Source organism: uncultured Granulicatella sp. (genome assembly GCF_963521425.1).
In the GTDB taxonomy this organism is placed as follows: domain Bacteria; phylum Bacillota; class Bacilli; order Lactobacillales; family Aerococcaceae; genus Granulicatella.
This window is the reverse complement of sequence record NZ_CAUQUN010000003.1, coordinates 18,773-37,684: the sequence shown is the minus strand read 5'-3', so window position 1 is coordinate 37,684 and position 18,912 is coordinate 18,773. Positions and strand designations below refer to the sequence as shown.

The 18,912-nt window shown below is 32.4% G+C and carries 17 protein-coding genes and 1 other RNA gene; 2 read left to right on the top strand and 16 right to left on the bottom strand.

Going from position 1 to position 18,912, the window contains the following annotated elements:
- Positions 1-63: 63 nt before the first annotated feature.
- The 4 genes from RWO76_RS01450 to RWO76_RS01435 are packed head-to-tail and all read right to left on the bottom strand — an operon-like array spanning position 64 to position 3,621.
- Positions 64-1,089, bottom strand: coding sequence for an L-threonylcarbamoyladenylate synthase (locus tag RWO76_RS01450; RefSeq protein ID WP_314353831.1), 1,026 nt, complete (start codon positions 1,087-1,089; stop codon positions 64-66).
- Position 1,090: 1 nt separating this feature from the next.
- Entirely contained in the window at positions 1,091-1,966 is an 876-nt protein-coding gene (gene prmC, locus RWO76_RS01445; RefSeq protein WP_314353829.1) for a peptide chain release factor N(5)-glutamine methyltransferase, read from the bottom strand.
- A complete protein-coding gene (gene prfA, locus RWO76_RS01440; RefSeq protein WP_006703455.1) occupies positions 1,953-3,032 on the bottom strand; it encodes a peptide chain release factor 1 in 1,080 nt (359 codons plus the stop codon). The genes prmC and prfA overlap by 14 nt, the downstream gene beginning before the upstream one ends.
- A 10-nt stretch (positions 3,033-3,042) precedes the next feature.
- Positions 3,043-3,621 (bottom strand): thymidine kinase, encoded by a 579-nt coding sequence (locus RWO76_RS01435; protein ID WP_314353828.1) that lies wholly within the window; start codon positions 3,619-3,621, stop codon positions 3,043-3,045.
- Between the two features lie 218 nt (positions 3,622-3,839).
- Between RWO76_RS01435 and RWO76_RS01430 the strand changes: the two genes are divergently transcribed.
- Positions 3,840-5,183 (top strand): Mur ligase family protein, encoded by a 1,344-nt coding sequence (locus tag RWO76_RS01430; RefSeq protein WP_314353826.1) that lies wholly within the window; start codon positions 3,840-3,842, stop codon positions 5,181-5,183.
- Positions 5,180-5,836, top strand: a complete 657-nt coding sequence (locus tag RWO76_RS01425; RefSeq protein WP_314353825.1) for an adenosylcobyric acid synthase — start codon at positions 5,180-5,182, stop codon at positions 5,834-5,836. Before RWO76_RS01430 ends, RWO76_RS01425 begins: the two co-directional genes overlap by 4 nt.
- Before the next feature lie 379 nt (positions 5,837-6,215).
- Here RWO76_RS01425 and ssrA read toward each other — a convergent pair.
- The 12 genes from ssrA to RWO76_RS01365 all read right to left on the bottom strand — a co-directional run bounded on the left by ssrA (position 6,216) and on the right by RWO76_RS01365 (position 18,910).
- Positions 6,216-6,583: a transfer-messenger RNA gene (gene ssrA, locus RWO76_RS01420) on the bottom strand.
- Between the two features lie 68 nt (positions 6,584-6,651).
- Positions 6,652-6,831, bottom strand: coding sequence for a hypothetical protein (locus RWO76_RS01415; protein ID WP_314353824.1), 180 nt, complete (start codon positions 6,829-6,831; stop codon positions 6,652-6,654).
- 35 nt (positions 6,832-6,866) lie between these two features.
- Positions 6,867-7,280 carry an EamA family transporter gene (locus RWO76_RS01410; RefSeq protein ID WP_314353822.1) on the bottom strand — a complete coding sequence of 138 codons (414 nt, stop codon included), beginning with the start codon at positions 7,278-7,280 and terminating at the stop codon, positions 6,867-6,869.
- A gap of 107 nt (positions 7,281-7,387) precedes the next feature.
- Complete coding sequence (locus tag RWO76_RS01405; protein WP_006703451.1) at positions 7,388-8,113, bottom strand: histidine phosphatase family protein; 726 nt, start codon at positions 8,111-8,113, stop codon at positions 7,388-7,390.
- A gap of 65 nt (positions 8,114-8,178) precedes the next feature.
- Positions 8,179-9,726, bottom strand: a complete 1,548-nt coding sequence (locus tag RWO76_RS01400) for an ABC-F family ATP-binding cassette domain-containing protein (protein WP_314353820.1) — start codon at positions 9,724-9,726, stop codon at positions 8,179-8,181.
- A 161-nt stretch (positions 9,727-9,887) separates the two neighbouring features.
- Positions 9,888-11,879: a transketolase gene (tkt, locus tag RWO76_RS01395; RefSeq protein WP_314353819.1), complete on the bottom strand. Its 1,992-nt coding sequence runs from the start codon at positions 11,877-11,879 to the stop codon at positions 9,888-9,890.
- A 98-nt stretch (positions 11,880-11,977) separates the two neighbouring features.
- Positions 11,978-13,252 (bottom strand): class II D-tagatose-bisphosphate aldolase non-catalytic subunit, encoded by a 1,275-nt coding sequence (locus RWO76_RS01390; RefSeq protein ID WP_314353818.1) that lies wholly within the window; start codon positions 13,250-13,252, stop codon positions 11,978-11,980.
- Positions 13,253-13,271: 19 nt separating this feature from the next.
- The gene (locus RWO76_RS01385) at positions 13,272-14,321 is read right to left on the bottom strand and encodes a PTS fructose transporter subunit IIC (protein WP_314353817.1); all 1,050 of its coding nucleotides are present in this window, start codon (positions 14,319-14,321) and stop codon (positions 13,272-13,274) included.
- A 14-nt stretch (positions 14,322-14,335) separates the two neighbouring features.
- On the bottom strand, positions 14,336-14,650 hold the full coding sequence (locus RWO76_RS01380) for a fructose PTS transporter subunit IIB (RefSeq protein WP_314353815.1): 315 nt from the start codon (positions 14,648-14,650) through the stop codon (positions 14,336-14,338).
- A gap of 20 nt (positions 14,651-14,670) precedes the next feature.
- Complete coding sequence (locus RWO76_RS01375; protein ID WP_314353813.1) at positions 14,671-15,129, bottom strand: PTS sugar transporter subunit IIA; 459 nt, start codon at positions 15,127-15,129, stop codon at positions 14,671-14,673.
- On the bottom strand, positions 15,116-16,999 hold the full coding sequence (locus tag RWO76_RS01370; protein WP_314353812.1) for a PTS sugar transporter subunit IIA: 1,884 nt from the start codon (positions 16,997-16,999) through the stop codon (positions 15,116-15,118). The genes RWO76_RS01375 and RWO76_RS01370 overlap by 14 nt, the downstream gene beginning before the upstream one ends.
- A gap of 198 nt (positions 17,000-17,197) precedes the next feature.
- Positions 17,198-18,910: an ABC transporter ATP-binding protein gene (locus RWO76_RS01365; protein ID WP_314353810.1), complete on the bottom strand. Its 1,713-nt coding sequence runs from the start codon at positions 18,908-18,910 to the stop codon at positions 17,198-17,200.
- Positions 18,911-18,912 lie beyond the last annotated feature (2 nt).

Sequence of the window (18,912 nt, the reverse complement as noted above, 5' to 3'; positions counted from 1 at the left end):
ACATAGTTTCTCATTCTCATCAAAATTAGCAACTCATATGTTCACCCATGCTAGAAGATTCTTTTATCTTTCTTTTTTAGTAAAACTAGATGCTTTTTCTAAGCGATTCATATACGCCAATCCCGCACCCTCTTTAACACTTGCTTGCGCTAAAATAATGGTCGCATCTGTATGATCTAGCGAACGCAATGCATTAAATAAATGATGATTCATATCTGCAACTGAATCTTTTTTACCTAATGAATAAGACTCGCTCACATTTGAGCTCACTTCATCTAAAATATTATCTGTTGCCATAACTGCAACTTTTTTACCTTGTTCTTGATATTCTTCAATGATTGAATGCCAAAACTCTAGAGAGCCTTCCACCACAACTACTGGAGTAGTTGGAGCATAGTGACGATATTTCATTCCAGGTGATTTAGGCGTTACTTTTTCCCCCGTTGTCGTTTTCATATATTCCACTAAAGGACCAATAATTGGTTCAATTTCTTCTTTTGTAATAACTCCTGGACGTAGAATAACGGGGCCTTCTTCATTCGTTAAATCAATCACTGTAGATTCAACCCCTACACTTGTATCTCCACCATCTACGATACCAGCAATTCTTCCTTCCATATCTTCTACCACATGTTGGACTCTTGTTGGACTTGGTTTTGTCGATTGATTTGCACTTGGACCCACTAATGGAATTCCAACTTGTTCAATTAACGATAATGTCAATTTATGATTTGGCATTCTAAAGGATACAGTCGGTAATCCAGCTGATAATGCCGGTGCATAAATACCAGGTTTCGCTTTTAAAATCATCGTTAATGGTCCTGGCCAAAAATGTTTTGCTAATAATTTCGCACTTTCTGGAAATTCTTCAACAGTATTGATGACTTGGTCTACAGAATGAACATGAACAATTAATGGATTATCACTCGGTCTTCCCTTTGCTTCAAACACTTTTAAGACAGCTTCTTGACTCGTTGCAATCGCTCCTAATCCATATACCGTTTCTGTTGGGAAAGCTACAACTTCTCCTTCTTTCAATAAAGAAACTGCTTTGTCTAATGTCTCTTGATGAAAAATTTGTGTTTTCATATTACTTCCTCCTTCCTACAATAATCATTCGGTCATTTCCTGATAAATCTTTATGAACACTCACTTCTCGATTTGGGCAATAGTATTCAAATAATTGTTGAACAGCCTTTCCTTGCTGGAACCCAATTTCAAAAAAGGCTTGCCCTTCTTCCAATAAATAATTTTCTAAATTTTCTGCAATATTACGATAAATCGCTAACCCTTCATCTTCAGCAAAAAGTGCTACTTCTGGTTCAAAGCGTAAAACTGATTCATCCATCATATTTTTTTCTGAAACATCAATATAAGGTGGATTACTAATCAGACATACAAATTTTTGAGGAGAAACTTCTTGAAATACATTACTTAAATATAGAGAGACATTTTCTAACTGGTATTTCTCTTGATTTTTCTTTGCAACTTCAAGCGCTCCTTCTGAAATATCCACACCTTGATAAAAAAAGTCCGGACATTCTAAAGCTAATGTATGAATGATACAACCTGTTCCTACTCCAATTTCTAACACTTTTCCACTAGACTGTTCAGATAAAAAGGCAATAATTTTTTCAACTAATTCTTCTGTCTCAGGTCTTGGAATTAAAGTGTCGGGACTCACGATAAATTCTCGTCCATAAAACTCTGCTTGCTTTGTAATATATTGTAATGGTTCAAAATTTGATAACCGAATAAGGAGTGGTTCCATTTGTTCCCATAATTCAACTACTGCAGGCTGATTCAAATGAATGAGTAAATCTGTCATCGTCCAATTATTCAAATATAAACTTAATTGACGAGCATACCACTCACAATCTTCTTTCGAAAAAGAAGGTTGTCTTTCTTGTAAAAAACAAGAAGCCCTAACTAGGACTTCCTGATTCGTTGGATTAGTTATTTCCATTATTTAATTGCTCCAATTTTTCAGTGTGGTCGTATAAAATTAATGCATCGACAATTTCATCAATTTTTCCTGCAAGAACTTGGTCTAATTTTTGTAACGTTAATCCAATACGATGATCTGTCACACGGTTTTGAGGGAAATTGTATGTACGAATACGTTCTGAACGATCCCCTGTACCAACGGCAGATTTTCTATTTGCATCATATTCTGATTGAGCTTCTTGAGAAATTTTATCGTATACACGAGCACGTAATACTTTCATCGCTTTCTCTCTGTTTTTCAATTGAGAACGTTCATCTTGCATGGCTACGACAATACCTGTTGGTAAGTGAGTTAAACGAACGGCAGAAGCTGTTTTATTAACGTGTTGTCCACCCGCACCAGAAGCATGATAAATATCTACACGGATATCTTTATCTTCTAATTCAATTTCTACTTCTTCTGCTTCAGGCATGACTACAACTGTTGCAGTTGATGTATGAACACGACCTTGTGATTCAGTTGAAGGAACACGTTGCACACGATGAGCTCCTGATTCATATTTTAATTTTGAGAATACATTATCCCCTGTAATCATTAAAATAACTTCTTTATAGCCACCAATACCTGTAACGTTAGCGTCCATTACTTCTACACGCCAACCTTGTGATTCAGCATATTTTTGGTACATAGATAATAAATCTCCCGCAAATAATGCTGCTTCATCTCCACCAGCAGCACCACGAATTTCCATAATAATGTTTTTACCATCATTTGGATCTTCTGGTAATAATAAGAATTTAATTTTTTCTTCTAATTCTACTTTTTCTTTTTTAAGAGAAGCTAATTCTTCTTTAGCCATTTCAGCCATTTCGCTATCTAAGCCTTCTCCTAACATTTCTTCTGTATCGCCAATTTCTTCCACTACTTGCTGATAACGTTTAAAAGTTTCAACTTTCGGACGCAAATTAGACTCTTCTTTTGTTAATTCCATGAAACGTTTTGTATCGCTAATGACATCTGGATCACTTAATAACTCAGATAACTCATCATATCGAATAATAAAACTATCTAATTGATCAAACATAACTTCCTCCTTAAACTCTTTCTTCACCTGGGTGTGAATAATGATAACGACAAACAGGATAATACGATTCATTTCCGCCAATTTGAATTTGTTCACCCGTATAAACAGGTTTTCCATCTACGACACGCATATTCATACTTGCCTTTTTATGGCAGTACCAGCAAATCGTTTTAATTTCCTCAATTTTATCAGCATATAATAATAAATATTTAGAACCGGTAAATAATTCATTTTGAAAATCATTTTTCAATCCAAAAGCCATTACTGGAATATCCAAAATATCTACAATATGCGCTAAATCTAAAATATGTTCTCTACTTAAAAATTGAGATTCATCAATTAAAATACAAGCAGGTTTCACCTCTTGTTCATTTACAATGGCAATAATATCTGTTTCATCATAAATCGGAATCGCTTGTCTTCGAATTCCAATACGACTAGAAACATATCCTACTTCATCACGATCATCGATTGCACTTGTAAATAATAAAACAGATTTATTTTGTTCTTCATAATTATGAGCAACTTTTAAAATTTCAATCGACTTTCCACTATTCATTGCACCATATTTAAAAAATAATTGTGCCACAATTTTAACCTCCTGACACTTTTCATATACCCTTAACATCTTACGATAATATCGAAAGTTGTGCAACGAAAAACTATAAAAAATCATTATGAACTTTTTCATATAATTCCAAACAAATTCTTATTCATTTCTTAATAAGAAAACAAGCGAAATGTATTCCTTTTCAGTAAATTTATGCTACAATAAAAAAGAATATTTTTTGAAAGGATGCACATTTCGTGAATATACGTACCAAATTGGCTATTGAAGCGGGAAAATTCACTCGCTGGGCACTTCAAACTTTTACTAAAGGTGGAAGTAGCTTCCCTGGAAAAGTAGCTCGTGCTATTGATCCAAATATTTTAAAACATTTATCAGCCCATTATGAAGTCATTATTGTTAGTGGAACAAATGGAAAGACTTTAACAACTTCATTAATCGTTCAATTATTAAAACAAAAATACCCAAATATTTTAACGAATCCAACAGGGGCAAATTTAACACAGGGAATCGTTTCAACATTTTTAAATCATACTCCTGTTAAAGGTGAAAAAAATATTGCTGTATTAGAAGTAGACGAAGCAACAATTAAACATATTACACCATTTATTCAACCAAAATTATTCGTATTTACAAATATTTTCCGAGATCAAATGGACCGCTTTGGTGAAATTTATACAACTTATCAATATATGTTAGATGGTGCAAGTTTCGCTCCTGAGGCTACTATTCTATCAAATGGAGATGCGCCAATTTTCAATAGTGATACTCTTCCAAATCCAAGACTGTATTTTGGATTCAATCATGCAGAAGATGGTCATTATCAAGCACATTACAATACGGACGGTATTTTATGTCCACATTGTCATTCCATTTTACAATATAATTTTATTACGTATAGTAATTTAGGGAAATACTACTGCCCGAACGGAGATTTCAAACGCCCTAATTTAGACTATGCCATCACAGAACTGACAGAATTATCTTTGACAAAATCTTCTTTCAAAATTGATGGATTTGATTTTTCACTTCCAATCGGAGGACTATACAATATATATAATGCACTAAGTGCCTATGCTGCGGCTAGATTTTTTGGCTTAACTCCTGAAGAAATCCAAGCAGGATTTGGACAAGCGAAAAGAGTCTTCGGTCGTCAAGAAACCTTTACATTGGAAGACAAAGAAGTCATGATTAACTTAATTAAAAATCCAGTAGGATTTAACCAAATCGTACAACTACTCGGCTATGAAAAAGAAGAATTTTCACTTGCTGTCTTATTAAACGATAATTACGCAGATGGACAAGATATTAGTTGGATTTGGGATGGTGAATTTGAAGAACTCGCAAAACTCACTCCAAAACAAACCTATATTGGCGGCATTCGAGTAGACGACTTAGAAACTCGAATGGAAGTTGCAGGATTTACAACTCTCACCAAAACAGAAAACAATGATGATTTAATTGAAAAATTAAAATCAGTACCAACGAAAAAAATAAATATTTTAGCAACGTATACGGCATTATTACAACTCCGTAAAGACTTAGCTAAACATGGTTACTTGAAAGAGGGAATGACTTCATGAAAATCAGAATTTGTCATTTATACGGAAATTTAATGAATACTTATGGAGATAATGGGAATCTACTGATGCTCCAACATCGAGCAAAAAAATTAGGCTATGAAGTCGAAACGACATTGATTAGTTTAGGAGATCTATTCAATCCTGAAGACTTTGACATCGTCATGTTCGGTGGCGGACAAGACTATGAACAAACCATTGTTGCCAAAGACTTACAATATAAAAAAGACGCCTTAATCCACTTCATTGAAGACGATGGAGTTGTTTTAGGAATTTGCGGTGGCTTCCAATTATTAGGACGTTACTATATTAATGCAGCCGGTGAAAAATTAGATGGAATTGGCGCTATTGACTGCTATACAAATGGTCAATTTGACCACCGATTTATCGGAGATATAACAATTTACGATGAAGAAACAGGGGAAACATATGTTGGTTACGAAAATCACATAGGAAGAACCTATCTCTGCAAAGATCTTAAACCATTAGGTACTGTCACTAGCGGGAATGGAAATAATGATGAGGATAAAACTGAAGGTGTACATTACAAAAATGTATTCTGCTCTTACTTCCATGGACCACTGCTCGTTCGAAATCAACATCTCGCTGATCGTATGATTGAATTAGCAGCACAACGACAATTAAGTAAACAATAATAAGAATAGAATAAAGAAGCATAGAAATTTTGGAGATATATTTCTATGCTTCTTTTTGTTGTGATATAATAACTATAATAATATTAAGAATTGGAGTAGAAAAAATGAAACCGAAAAATAGATTTAGAGATATCGTGATACCTATATTACTATTCTGTTTACTAATCTGCACTTTTCTATTTGATGGACATTATACGGAGATTGCTCTTTTTTTAAATATCATCTACACTTACTTAAAGTACTTTAAAAAGGATCGCAAAAAGTAAACACATATACACTTTACCTTTATAAGAATTTTCTAAAATATTAAATTACTCAAAACAACAAAGGCTTAGAAACATTGAAATATCAACATTTCTAAGCCTTATTCATCGTAAAAAAATGGAGCCGAGGGGAGTCGAACCCCTGTCCAAATATATCGACACAATCAAATCTACATTCATAGTTTATCCATTTAGAGTTTCGCTACTGATTAGCTGATAAACAAGCATCATCTTAAGCTAGCCTGATCATCTCTGTTTCACTTAGACAGACGGAAAAGTGAACCGTATCCCACTAATAATGAGACCTGGACCCGAGCACATGGGCGATGCCGGACAGATCTTAGCTTGCAGTTATTAAGCTGCGAAAGCTAAAGTGTTTGTTTGTTGTTTGTCAGTTATATTTAACTGTAACGTTTTTACGTAGCCGTAACCTACGAAATGCATTGAAAGCTCAACCTATACCTGTCGAATCCGTAACGACCCCGTACATTCTTTTATACTAACAAAAAATTAACCTTCACGCAAATTATATCTATTCACTCTATCATGAATTTATCCTAAAAAAATAAACAGTAATTCATTAATAATAATGACTCCTACAAATGAAATCACTAAAATCAATAGTGGCACACGAATATCTTCTGCTCGAAATCCCTTATATACGACTACTACAAAATCAATCATCATTGTTAGAGAAAAAATGCCCATCATTACATTCAAAAATTGATTCACAACAACACTCCTTTTCTAATCAGTAAAATTCTACATTACCATACCATTAAAACAGTTCCTATAGTAATCAATCCGCAACCAATCAACGTTTTAATCGTCAGCGTATCTTGTAAAAAGATAACTGCTAGAAATACTGTAATCACAATACTTAACTTATCTATCGCTGCAACTTCTGCTACATTTCCTAATTGCAATGCACGATAATAACATAACCAAGATGCTCCTGTTGCTAATCCTGATAAGATTAAAAATATCCAGCTCTTCTTACTAATCTCACTTAAACCGGATTGTTGATTCGTTATAAATACCATCAACCATGACATTGCAACAACTACTACTGTTCTAACTGCCGTTGCCAAATTAGAATTCACTCCATTAATTCCAATCTTCGCTAAAATTGATGTTAATGCTGCAAAAAAAGCCGATAACAATGCAAATACCATCCACATATTTATCCCTACTTTCCTCTAAAAACTAGAAATGACTTTTCCAAATAGTATCGTCCTGCATCATCTGGCATTCTTGACTACTTTTAGAAAAGTCATTTTAAATTTCTTTATTTTTCAAATAATGTCATTGGTAATAATGAGAATTCACGCTCTACCGCTTCTTTTCTCAATGCAAAATGACTTGTTTGATTTAATGCTTTCAAATGATACTGTCCATTTGAATATTCCACAATATTTAAAGAAGAATTATCAATCATATCTGATAGTTTAAAGTCAGGAATTAATTCATGTAAAATATTACGAATCGTCATTCCATGGCTAACAATTAGAATATGTTGATTCGTATCACGATGTTTATCGATTACTTTAATCAACCCTTGTTCTACACGAGTCCAAAACTCCATAAAGTTTTCTCCAATATGGTCTGGATCCATTGCTTTAATTTGATTCATCTCTTCTATGACATTTCTACCATCATTTTGATCAAAGGTACGTTGTAATGTTTTATACAAATTCGTCCAAACTTCTGTTGCATTTTGTCCTTCTAAACTTCCAAAACAAACTTCACGAAATTCTGGCATCATTTGTAAGCTTAATTGATCTCTTAAAGGATGATCTCTTAATACTAATTGAGCTGTTTCAATTGTTCTTCTTAAATCACTTGTATACACTGAGTGAAATGGAATATCTCTCATTCCTAATCCAGAACGGATGGCATCTAATCTACCTTCTTTTGTTAATGGAGTATCTGCCCATCCTTGAATTTTATTGTATCGATTAAAAACTGTCTCGCCATGTCTCATGAAATATAATGTAACGCCTTTATCTGCCATGATATTTCCTCCTCAAATCATTTGCTACTACCATTGTACTCAATTTTGCTCAAAAAATCATATATTTAAGATGAAAGTTTTGAAAAATCCCAAATATCTGTTGCTAGACCTTCATAAAATTCCGGTTCGTGGCAAACCATTAAAATACTACCCTTATATTCTTTTAAGGCACGTTTTAATTCATCTTTTGCATCTACATCTAAGTGATTCGTTGGTTCGTCCAACACTAATACATTTGATTCATCATTCATTAATTTACAGAAACGAACTTTTGCTTGTTCTCCCCCGCTTAATACTTGAATTTGACTTTCAATATGCTTACTTGTTAATCCACAACGAGCTAATGCCGCACGAACTTCGGGTTGAGTCATTGATGGGAATGTGTCCCAAATTTCTTCCAAGGCTGTTTTACGATTTCCTTGAGGAGTTTCTTGTTCAAAATATCCTAAATCAATATAGTCTCCACGTACAACTTTTCCTTCTAACGGTTTAATAATTCCTAATAAACTTTTTAATAAAGTAGTTTTTCCGATACCATTTGCTCCAACAATCGCAATCTTTTGTCCACGTTCCATTTCTAAATTCAACGAACCCGTTAAAGCACGGTCGTATCCAATGACTAATCCTTCTGTTTGGAAAATATAACGACCTGGTGCACGAGAAGTTTTGAACTCAAATTTAGGTTTTGGTTTTTCACTTGCTAGCTCAATCACTTCCATTTTATCTAATTTCTTTTGACGTGACATTGCCATATTACGAGTAGCTACACGAGCTTTATTTCGATTTACAAAGTCTTTCAAATCTGCAATCTCTTTTTGTTGACGATTATAAGCCGCTTCTAATTGAGATTTTTTCATCGCATACACTTCTTGGAATTGATCATAATCTCCTACATAACGACTTAATTCTTGGTTATCCATATGGTAAATTAAGTTGACAACACTATTTAAAAATGGAATATCATGCGAAATTAAAATAAACGCATTTTCGTACTCTTGTAAATAACGTTTTAACCATTCAATATGTTCCACATCTAAGTAGTTCGTTGGTTCGTCTAATAATAAAATATCTGGTTTTTCTAATAATAATTTTGCAAGTAAAATTTTCGTACGTTGTCCACCACTTAATTCACTGACATCACTATCCATACCAAATGCTACAACACCTAATGCACGAGCCACTTCATCGATTTTTGCATCTAAAATATAAAAATCATGACTGTCTAAACGTTCTTGAATTTCTCCAACTTCTTCTAACATCGCATTCATAGAAGCTTCATCTGCATCGCCCATTGCCATATATAATTCATTCATACGAGCTTCTGCCACAAATAAATCATCAAATGCTTTACGTAATACTTCTCGAACGGTCATTCCTTTTTCTAAAACTGTATGTTGATCTAAATAACCAACTTTCACATTTTTAGACCATTCAATTTTTCCTTCATCTGGTTGAAGTTTTCCTGTTACAATATTCATAAAAGTGGACTTGCCCTCACCATTTGCTCCGACTAATCCAATATGTTCCCCTTTTAATAAACGGAAACTGACATCATTAAAAATTGCACGTTCCCCAAACCCATGGGTTAATTTTTCTACATTTAAAATACTCATTGATTTTCTCCTTCAAATTTCTCTGGGTCATTGTATCATATTTATAAGAAGAATATCAAAGTATAGACGGCAAATAAAAGAGTAAAAAAATAATAAGAGAGTAACACTCTCCTATTATTCTTTAAATATTACGGTTTAACTTCCACTTCTATTCATAACTACTACATATGAATCGATTTATAAATTTTAATGGCATTATCTACCGAAAATCCATATTTTTCAAACAACAACTCTCCAGATCCTGATAATCCCCAAGTATCAATTGTCAATGTTTTACCATTCATCCCAATATATTTACCCCAACCAAAACTTGAGGCTGCCTCAATTACCATTCTCTTTTTTATAGCAGTAGGAAGTATTTTTTCTTTATAATCTAATGATTGTTCATCAAATATATTTTGAGATGGCATAGAAACTACTCGTACATATATCTCTTCTTTTTCAAGTTCTTTTTGTGATTCCAAAGCTAATGCGACTTCTGAACCTGTAGCAATAATAATCCCGTCTATTTCTCCTTTAGCTTCTGAAATTATATATGCTCCTTTATTTATTCCTTCTTCTGCAAACTCATTTGTTCCAAGTAATACAGGTAAATTTTGTCTCGTCAACACTAACATTGTAGGACGTTTTGTTTCATATAAAGCTCTTTTCCATGCTGCATTTGTTTCATTACCATCTGCAGGTCGTATAACATTTATATTCGGCATAGAACGAACGGAAGCTAATTGCTCAATCGGCTCATGCGTAGGTCCATCTTCTCCCACTGCAATAGAATCATGTGTCATAACATACACTACTGGTAATCCCTGCATTGCTGCCATTCTTATTGCAGGAAGTAAGTAATTCGAAAATACAAAGAATGTGCCACCATAAATACGAGTTCCTCCATGGAGTGCAATTCCATTCATAATTGCTCCCATTGCAAATTCTCGTACACCAAACCAGATATTCCTTCCAATATAGTTATTAAATTCAAAGTCTGATTCAGTATCTATCATTGTTTTATTGGATGATGATAAGTCAGCAGATCCTCCCCAAAATTCAGAAACTTGATTAGAAATTTGTTGGATAGCCTTTTGACTAGAAACTCTACTAGCCATTGATGTCCCTAATTTATGAGGTTCCAATTCAATTTTAATTTCTCTATTTTCAAAAGAAAGCAGATATTCTTTTGCTAATTCTGGATATTTTTCCTGATATTCTTCAAACATTTTATTCCATAATAATTCTGCTTTTTCTCCACGTTTTTTTATACCTAACTCAAAACATTCTAACACTTCTTTAGGCACATCAAATTCAGAATAATTATAGTCATATACTTTTTTTATATGTTCAACCCCTTCTTTTCCTAAAGGAGCGCCGTGCACTGCAGATGTCCCCTCTTTTATTGCACCATAACCTATAATCGTTTTCACTTCAATCAGTGAAGGCTTCTTATCTTCTTTTTTAGCAAGGTTGATAGCTTTTTCTATTTCTTGCAAATCATTTCCATCTTCAACTAAAATGTATTGCCAACCACTAGCTTCAAATTTTGATTTTATATCATCTGTAAAAGTTTTCGAAGTAGGCCCATCAAGAGATATATTATTCGAATCGTATAGAAGAATCAATTTTCCTAATTTAAGATGTCCAGCTAAACTAATAGCCTCTTGAGCTACACCTTCCATTAAACATCCATCTCCATGAAGCGCAAATGTATAATGATTTACAATTTCAAAATTATTCTTATTATATTTAGCCGCTAGATGTTTTTCTGCCATAGCCATTCCAACTGCATTTGCAATTCCTTGACCTAAAGGTCCCGTTGTTGCTTCAACACCATCTGTATGATTGACCTCTGGATGCCCAGGAGTTTTTGATCCTAATTTACGGAAATTTTTTAAATCATTTATGCTAACATCATATCCTGATAAATGTAACAGACTATAAAGAAGTGCAGAACCATGTCCTGCGGATAAAATAAATCTATCTCTATTAGTCCAATTACGACTTGTCTTAGGATTTACATTTAGAATTTTATTCCACAGCACATACGCCATAGGCGCTGCGCCAAGTGGAAGACCGGGATGTCCTGAATTAGCTTTTTCTATCGATTCTGCCGAAAGAACTCTGAGTGTATTAACTGCTAAACTATCTTTTAAATCAAATCCCATTTAATATACCTTCTTTACATTAAATTTAACTATTCTTCAAACAATAAAATATTTCGTCATTTTCTTTGTAAAAAAATGTCCCTAAAAGGGACATTCTTTTACTTAATAATATTCTTGATTCTTGTTGTAACGCCTTTTAAATTATAACATTCAGCATAATCACGAATTGGGCGTTTAATATGATCAATCACATAACGTTTTCCATCAATATTATGCTTATTTAGATTTGAATATAATTTTTCAATTTCCGATTTAACTTCAGAATCATTAAATGTATAATGTCCAGCAATATCTAAAATTTCTTGTTGTAAAGATTTATCTCCATTAAGAATTTCTTGGACTGTAAGATTTACCTGTTCTCCTACCATCCATTTTCTCCAACGTTCACTTTCAATTGCTTTGACTAATAAAACTTCTGCAATTTTAGAAGGTTCTTTAACTAACCCATACTCTACAAGTTTTTGCTCCACTTTTGCTAGGTTCAAGTACGCACGTGTTTCTTCTGTTCCATATTGTGGAGCAACATTAGTTGCTGTAATAGATGAAGGAATATGCTCTAATAAGGTTACATCATCTAAATAATCCCCATTATGTTCTTTTAAACCGACTCCATATTTTTTAGCCATTTGAGCTAAATCATATGCATTTTTAAAATTAAAATGTCCTACTTGTTCCGTTTTACGAGTTAATGTTCCTGTTTGACCAACAATAAATGTAGGCATTGGTAATCCTTTATCTTCTAATTCCACTTTTAATCTATTAATAAATGTTTCATATGTTTCAGTGGAAGTTAATCCTCCATTAGTTTCTTCTGTACCAACTTCATATCCAATAACTGGAAGATTACGAGACTTACGTTCTTTTTCGCAAAATTCAATTAACTCAACTGTTCTTTCTATAACAGTATCTAAAGGAATAACTTTCCCAATTTCAAAAGGATCTTTCGTTGGGTCAATCATTAACAAATCAAAACCTGCTTCAATATCTCCAATATATGATTGTTTACCTAAATTCATTGCTTCTTCAGTTGGTAAATGATCATTTCTTTCTTTATCTCTTTGCCAAGGTCCCCCATGATCTCGACACAAGTAATACATATTATCATAATCAATTTCTTCTGCTACTTCTTGAACAGCCTTAGCAAAAGTAAATTGATTCCAACCATTTACATATCCTCCACCTAATTCATCTAAATCTACCTGATTTCTACTAGCAATAAACATTACTGGATAATCATCTTCTTTAGATAATTCTAACGTTGCTTGAACGCAATTTTTAGACATTGGTCCAATTCCTAATAACGTTGCTGATTCCCCTGTTTTTTGTAATTCTAGCAACCCATTTACAACATTTTTAATTGAAAGTTTACTCATAATTATTACCTCTCCTCTTTTATTTTATTAATTCATCTTCAGATAAATTTGGTTTTGTAAAATGTAGAATGGCTACAGAAACCAAAGTACCAATTAACATTGCAATAACATACCATAGTTTTCCATTTACTACCGGAAGAATAATTAAACCACCGTGTGGAACTAAAGCTTCAACATTATTTATCATCCCTAACGCTCCACCGACAGCGCTACCAATAATAATTGCAGGTAATACACGTTTCATATCTTTAACTGCAAACGGAATAGCTCCTTCGGTAATCCCTATTAAGCCCATAAACAACGCTGACATTCCTAAATCTTTATCTTCTTTTGTATATTTTTTTCTATCAATAATAGTTGAAATCGCCATTGCAAGTGGTGGAATAGCAACTGCAATACGGTGAGCACCATTTGGTGAATAAATACCTTCTGCCATTAACGCTAAGGTAAAAGCTGTTGCAGTCTTATTAATTGGCCCCCCCATATCAATAGCAGTCATAGCACCAATAATTAATCCTAAAAGAATTGTTGAACCACCTTGCATTGTACTTAATGTGTTAACTAGCCAATTCATTGCAGCACCAATTGGAACTGAAATAACATAAATATAAAACATACCTAACGTAAATACTGATAAAATCGGAATAATAATAATTGGCATTAAAGTTCTAATAGTATTATTAACTTTCCATGTTTTACACCATTTAACAAAATAACCTGCTAAAACCCCTAAAAGCATTGCACCTAAGAACCCTGTTTTTACTTTTGCCTCACCTATTGGATTATTCGCAATATAACCTAAAACCATACCAGGAGCTAAACCTGGTTTTCCTGCAATTGAATATGCAATGTACCCTGCTAAAATAGGAATCATTACTGAAAATGCCCCAACACCTATATCGAGCATATTTTTCATAAATTGATTAGTTGTTTCCATTCCTCCATCTCCTGGCTTACCTGTTGCAAGAGATAAAGCAATAAACACCCCACCTGCAACAACTGCAGGTAACATATAAGAAACACCTGTATTAAAAGCTTTTTGTAGTTCCTTCATAACTTTATAATCCATGATAAATCCCCCCATTAAATAGATTCAATCTGATCAATCATTGCTCCTGGATTTCTAATTGCCTCTCCAGGTTCAATGTATAATACCTTTCCAGCATTTTCCTTTTCTTCGAACCGATCTTGTCCTTCAATTTCTACAGCAATTGCTAAAATAACAAAATCAGCTTCATCAATAACATCTTGTTCTAGTTCATTTTCAATTCCCATTCCACCTTGCGTTTCAACATGTACTTCATAACCACGTTTTAAACACTCTTTTTCAATAGCTTCTTGAGCCATATACGTATGTGCTATCCCTGTAGGACAAGCAGTTACTGCTACAATTTTCATAATTATTCCTCCTTTTGTTCCTATATTTCTATAGAATTTAATAATTCATATATTTGTTCTGCATCAGAAAAAGTCTTTAACTTATCTCTAAAATGCTCATCTAATAATTTTTTGCTAACCTCAGATATAAATTTTAAATGTAATTTTTCATTTCCAGTTGCAGGTACCCCTATTTGAAAAATTAATTGTACATCATCCTCATAACCTTCAGTCCATTTAAATTTATTTTGCGTTCTTAAAAAAGCAATAAAAGGTTGTAAGACAGTATTTGATTTTCCATGTGGGATTGCAATGTCATATCCAATTGCAGTTGGAATTTCGTATTCTCTTTCCATAACTGCTTCATAAAATGTATTTTCATCATCAATATAATGATTCTCTTTTAATTTGTTTGCAAAAAATTTAATAATTTGTTCTTTATCAACTTTAGGTTCATCTAAAAAGATTAAATTTCTATTTATAATTTTACTTTCTTCCATAAAGTATATCCTCAACCTCCTTACTCGTTTTCACTTGTCTCAATTGTTTTAATATTTGTTCATCACTAATAAGATTATATATATTAGAAATAATTTTTTTTGTTAGATGAATATCGTCTTGAGCAATTCCTATCATAAAAACTAAATTAATCTTATAATCTTTCCAATGAATTTTCTTATCTAGCTTTACGATAGTAATAAAACTCTTTCTCACATCCTTCGTTTTCCCATGAGGAACAGCTACACCTAATGGTAAATCAGTCCCTCCTAAATTCTCACGCTCTGATAAGCTATTAAGGAAAAAATCATTTACGTAACCTTTTTCAACCAATTTTTTTCCTGTCCTTTGAAATAGGCTCTCTCGATTATTCATCGTCTCATTAACAAATATCAAATCTTGTTTAATAAACTCTTTTAAACAATCTAAATTGGCTTTTTTCTTATCTAATGATTTATTTTTATTAAACAAAAATTTTAAATCATCATCACTTATTAACGGTGAAACAAGATATGCATTCTTAAGTTTTTTAGGTATCTTTACTGTACTTAATATTAAATCATAAGAATTTAAATCGAGTTCAAAAGCTTCAGATATTGAAGCTATCTCAATCCTATCAAAAGATGGTGATACTGTTTTAATTTTGTTTATTAAAAGCTCAGAAGTTACAATTCCTGTTGGACATATAACAAGAATTTTTCTTCCCTTCTTTAATTTTTCAATAGATAGTTGGAAATATAAAGTTAAAAATGCATTTTCATCTTCATTTATTTTACTTATATTTTGAGGTAATATTTCTTCTAAAATTATCCATAGAATATTGTATGTGATTGAATATTCTAATTTAATTTGTTCTGAAAAAGGATTTTTTACTACTGTTTGATATTTTAATCTTGAAAGCATAGCTGGTATATGTTGATGTAACTGTTTTAACAATACATCATCTTTATAAAAATCAATATTCATCGCTTTAGAAACTTGTTTTACTAAATCATTAATAAAATTGTTATCTACTTTTTCTTGAGGTAATTCTTCAAACCTATAATTCAACAAAAGTAATGATAAATATTGAACATCTTCGTTAGTATAATTAAAATGCAATCGTAATGATGCTTTATGCAATATTTTTACAGCACTATCAATATAGAAAGAGTGTTGAAAATAATCAACTGAATTTTCAACCAAAGTAATATGTCTGTCATTCTTTAATTGATATACTAATACAATTAAATATCTAAGGAAATATTCTATATACGCATCAGAAATAGCGTTTACATTTTTCTTCACAAAGCTATAAAGTATACTATTACAAACAAATACAACATCCCTAGAATAGTATTCTGATAATAAAACCAGTTTATTATTATCATCTAAATTTCTATCTTCCATCTCAGAAATGATAAATGAATTAAAGTTAACCATCACTTTAATCATTTCCTCCGTACTACATTTATCTAGTCGAGTACCTAAGTAATCGCTTACCAAATTAACATTAGTGTCTCTAAATAAAATCTTTGAAATTACTCGTATATCATTTTGAATTGATGTTGTGCTTGTAAAATACTCCTCTGCTAATCCAAAAAAAGTTATACTTTGTTGATCGAAAATAATTTTTTTCATAATTTCAATTCGGCGATTTTTAATATTATCAATTTCAAAATCAGATATATCGTACTCTTGGTTTAGTTCTTTTAATCTTATCCCAAGACCTCTTTTTCTATCTATTTTAAAACCTTCACTTTCTATAACTTTCAATTCCGTATGAAGAGTTCTCTCTGATACTCCTAAACAATTAGCAACTCGTGCAACAGTCTGATAAGTTTCTAAATTACTTAGTATTTCAACTAATTTCAACTGCCTCTTAGTTAACATCAGTACACCTCTTTTTCATAAACTCAATAGCTATATCATTTATATTTAAATTATATTCCAGGATTTTTTCCCTGTAAATGACAAAAAATTGCAGAAACTTTCTGCAATTTAATGTATGCTTCATTAATTTATTCATATATTCTATTAGATAAAATAAAAAATACTTTGCCATAATAGCAAAGTATTTTTCCTCTTTCATTACGCAAATTGTGCATGATATAAATTAGCGTAAATGCCATTTTTCTTCAATAATTCCTCATGCGTACCATCTTCTGCTAAACCATCTTCTGTTACTACAATAATACGGTCTGCATGTTGAATGGTTGCTAATCGGTGCGCAATAATAAAAGTCGTTCTTCCCTTTGCGAGTTCATCAAAGGATTGTTGGATAAATTTCTCCGTTTGAGTATCCAATGCACTTGTTGCTTCATCCAAAATTAAAATCGAAGGATTTTTTAAGAAAATACGGGCGATCGATAATCGTTGTTTTTGTCCACCAGATAATTTGACCCCACGTTCTCCGATTTGAGTATCTAAACCAAACTCTAAATCATCGACTACTTCTCTTAATTTAGAACGCTCAATAGCTTCTTCTACTTCTTCATCCGTTGCATCTAATCGACCATAAAGTACATTTTCACGAATCGTTCCATTAAATAAAAATACATCTTGTTGAACAACTCCAATTTGACGTCTTAACGATTGCATTGTAAAGTTACGAATATCTTGCCCATCGATTAAAATTTCTCCCTCTTGTAATTCATAAAAACGAGGTAATAAATTCACCAATGTTGTTTTCCCTACACCAGAAGGCCCTACAAACGCAACGGTTTCTCCCTTCTTCACATCCATTGAAACATGTTCCAAAACAGCTTTGTTTTCTTCATATCCAAAACTTACATTACGATAAGAAATATCTCCTTCAAAATGAGGCGCTTCGATTGCATCAGGTCGATCTTGAATATCCGGTTCAATAGCCATTAATTCTTGATAACGACGGAATCCAGCAACTCCTTTTGGATATAATTCAATCATCGAATTCATTTTATCAATAGGTCGAACAAAAACATTTGCTAGTAAAATATACCCCACTAATTCTCCCGCAGTAAGTTGTCCTGTAACGGTAAAATACGAACCAAGCATTAATGTAAATAAATTAATACTACGCATTAATAAATAATTAAACGAACTACTTGAACCCATTGTTTTATAAAACTGAATTTTATTCGTGCGATATTCTTGAATTAACCCTTCAAATAATTGTTGTTCATGTTCTTCATTGGCAAAAGCCTTTACCACTCGCATCCCACTTAACACATTTTCCAAACCAGCAGAATAGTGAGCTAAGCCTTTATAAATTTGACGATTAATTGCTGACATTTTTCGATTGAAAACCGCTAATGCAATCGCTAAAAACGGAACAAATACAATTGTCCATAAAGCTAGTGTTGGTTGAACTTGATACATCAATACAAACGAACCAATTAACGTCATAATAGCGATAAACAATTCTTCTGGACCATGATGTGCTAATTCACTAATATCAAATAAATCACTCGATAAACGGCTTAATAATTCACCGATTTTCATATTATCAAAAAATGAAAATGATTGTTTTTGAATATGGGCAAATAAATTTCTTCTCATATCCGTTTCAATATTAATGCCTAATAAATGCCCGAAGGATACGACAATATAATTTAATACTGTAGAAGTCGCATATAGCGCCACTAAACTAAATCCTACTACTAAAATAATTCCAACATTTTGTTGTGGTAACACTTCATCAATGACACGATGAACCATTACAGGAAAGGCTAATTCTAAAATTGCCACAATAACCGCACAAGTAAAGTCTAATAAAAATAATTTTCGATACGGTTTATAATATTTAATAAATTCTTTCAACATGT